The organism is Parafrankia sp. EUN1f, from assembly GCF_000177675.1.
Classification (GTDB): domain Bacteria; phylum Actinomycetota; class Actinomycetes; order Frankiales; family Frankiaceae; genus Parafrankia.
On record NZ_ADGX01000320.1, the window covers coordinates 1 to 3,039 of the forward strand.

2 protein-coding genes are annotated in these 3,039 nt (G+C 71.3%); both read left to right on the forward strand.

Annotated elements, in window-relative coordinates; all coding sequences use genetic code 11:
• The first annotated feature begins 317 nt into the window (after positions 1 to 317).
• On the forward strand, positions 318 to 2,351 hold the full coding sequence (locus tag FREUN1FDRAFT_RS38585) for a serine/threonine protein kinase (protein ID WP_006545880.1): 2,034 nt from the start codon (positions 318 to 320) through the stop codon (positions 2,349 to 2,351).
• A 289-nt stretch (positions 2,352 to 2,640) separates the two neighbouring features.
• A partial coding sequence (locus tag FREUN1FDRAFT_RS38590; protein WP_006545881.1) for an IS4 family transposase occupies positions 2,641 to 3,039 on the forward strand: 399 nt, incomplete at its 3' end.

A 3,039-nucleotide genomic window follows, 5' to 3' on the forward strand; every position in this document is an offset into this window, starting at 1 on the left:
AGCGGCTGGATGCCGATCACCGGGCGAAAGCAGCCGAGATCCTGCGGGCCGTCCTGGCCGATCAGGTGGACGTCCTGGGAACGGACGCGCACGAAGCGGTCGTCGCCACGAAGGAGGCGCTCGCCCGGGTATGTGCCGACCCCAGCCCAGGCCCGGCCTGACCCCCGTACCTCCCAGCCCGGGACGTCTCAGGCGGGCGTGCCCGCAGAGTGGTCCGTGGCGCCGTCGTGGATGGCTGGACTCGCGGGTTTGCACTGGTAGATGCCGCTTACACTGGTGCCTCGCCATTGGGGGTAATACGGCGGGGGGTGTCGGCCATGCGCCGGCTTGGTTCGCATTACGTCCTGAGCGAGCGGCTCGGCCGCGGCGCGACGGGTGAGGTCTGGCGCGGCGAGCGGGAGGCGGACGGCACGCCGGTCGCCGTCAAGATCCTGCGCGCCGAGCTGGCGGACGATGACGAGGTCGTCGACCGGTTTCTGCGGGAACGCAGAGTCCTGCTCGCCTTCGACCATCCGCATCTGGTCAAGGTCCGCGACCTCGTCGCCGAGGGCGGGACGCTGGCGATCGTCATGGACCTGGTCGACGGGGTCGACCTGCGTGGGCACCTTCGCCGCCACGGTCCGCTGGAGCCGGCCGAAGCGGTGCGGCTGGCCGCCGAGGTGCTGGACGCGCTGGGCGCCGTGCACCGCCAGGGGGTGGTGCACCGCGACGTCAAACCGGAGAACATCCTGGTCGACACCACCGACCCGGGCCGCCCGCGGGCCATGCTGACCGACTTCGGGATCGCCCGGCTCGCCCACGGCCCGGCGATGACCCGGCTCACCGGGCTGATCGGCACCCCCCGGTACATGGCACCGGAACTGTCGGACGGCACCCGCGCCACCCCGTCGGCGGACCTCTACAGCCTCGGGGTCGTCCTTTACGAGCTGCTCAGCGGCCGGCCGCCGTTCGACGCGGAACATCCGATCGCGATGCTGCGCGCGCACCTGGAGCAGACGCCCGCACCCCTCGACGAGCTGCCGGGCACGCTCTGGCCCACCCTCGCCCGCCTGCTCGGCAAGACGCCGGCCGACCGGCCGGGCACCGCCGGCCAAGCCCGCCTGGAGCTCACGACCGCGCTGCCGGGGGCACCGACCATCAAGACGGATCCGAACAATGCGGACGAAACGGGCGGGCCCGACGACAGCCTGAACGATCCGGACGCGACGATGATCTCCACTGGCGGATCGGGCCCAGCCGGGAAGACAGCGGCCGAAGCAACCGGGGCAACCGGGGCGTCCATCTTGGATGAAACGATCATCTCGCCGCGGCTGACCACCCCCCTGCCCGCCGCATCTCCACCCACCACCGCATCTCCACCCACCACCGCCCTGTCCGCCACCGCCGATCCCGCGCTCAACACGCTTCTCTCCCCAGTGATCGCCAGCGGCTCCCCGGCGGCGACCGACAGGCCGGCGGACGGCGGCGCGGCCTCGATCGGCGCGACGCCGAACGACGCGGCCGCGGAGTCGATCGGCGCCGCCCCAGCCGCGGCCGCGGTCGCCTCCCCGGGCCGCACCCGCCCCGGCTGGCCGGTATGGGTCGGGGTCGCCGCCGCGGCGGCGGTGCTCATCTCAGCCGGGTCATGGGCCGTGGCCGCGGCACTTGACGGAGGTAGCGACCACGGCGGCAGCAGTGCCGCGGTGGTCAACCCCCAGACGTCGGCAGGCCCCCGCAAGCCGGCGACCACGACCGGGACGGCGACGACGCCAGCCACGTCGGCGACGCCGAGCACCTCGAGGGCTCCTTCGCCGTCAGAGGACCCAGCTCCGTCCGCGACGACGGGCGAAACAACCGCCGGTCAGGGTCCGGCCACGGAAACGACCCCCCAGCCCGCCAGTCAGAACCAGTCAGGTCAGGCCAACCAGCCCGCCCAACAGCCGCCGGCCCAGCCTGCCGACGACGGGCGCGGCACCGTCCCGGGGGTGGTCGGCCAGACGCTCGACGGCGCCGCGGCCACCCTGAAACAGGCCGGCTTCAACAACCTTCCATACCTGTACAACTGCTACGGAGGCTCCGCCGGGCGGGTGGTGAGCCAGAATCCGTCCGGCGGCACGCGCCTGGACCGCTCCGCGCCGGTGCGCCTGCAGGTCGAGGCGAACAACTGCGCGAAGGTGCCCGACGTCCGAGGGCTGTCCCTCAGCGCGGCCGCCGCCGCGATCAAGCAGCGAGGCTTCAACAACATCCCTTACATATACGAATGCCTCGGCTCGACGGCCCTGCTGACGGTCATCACCCAGTCCCCGGCCCCCGGGACCGACCTGGTCATCTCCCAGCCCGTCGAGCTCCACCTGCAGGCCAACAACTGCTGACCCCGGCGGCCAGCACGGCCCCGGGGGCAGCCATCCGAAGCGTTGAGGATTCGCGCGCACCCCGCCGCACGGCGGCCCACCGGGGATCCCGCACCGCCGCGCCGGCAATTCAATTCCCACCAATAGCGACAAACGGGACCTGACGATCCGTAAGAAGTGAGGATGTTGGTTATTACAGCAGCCAAAATCCTCACGTCTTGCTCTAATGCCACTTAGCCTAAGTTGATCTTCAGGGTTGTGGTGTGTCGGTGCTGGGTGTTCGTCCTGGTTGCCGGCATGATCACGGTCTGTGGCAGATGATCGCCCGGTCGTCGACGGCCGGTTGACGGACTGGATCTCACTCGGTGTGCTGACCGCGTTCGTGTCCCGGGACGAGATCGACGAGGCGATCGAGGCCACCGGGAAGGCCGCGAAACGGGCGGGTGGGAAGATCCCACCCCGGGTCGTCGTGCTGTTCGTGATGGCGCTGGCACTGTTCGGCGACGAGGACTACGAGGAGGTCGCGGCCCGTCTCGCGGGAACACTCGCGGACTGGGGCCGGTTCGAGGAGGGCTGGGAACCGACCTCGGGCGGGCTGACCCAGGCCCGTCAACGGCTCGGCCCCGAACCGCTGGCCCACCTGTTCTCCCAGGTCGCGGCCCCGGTCGCGGACCCGGACACGATCGGGGGCGTTCCTGCGGACCTGGCG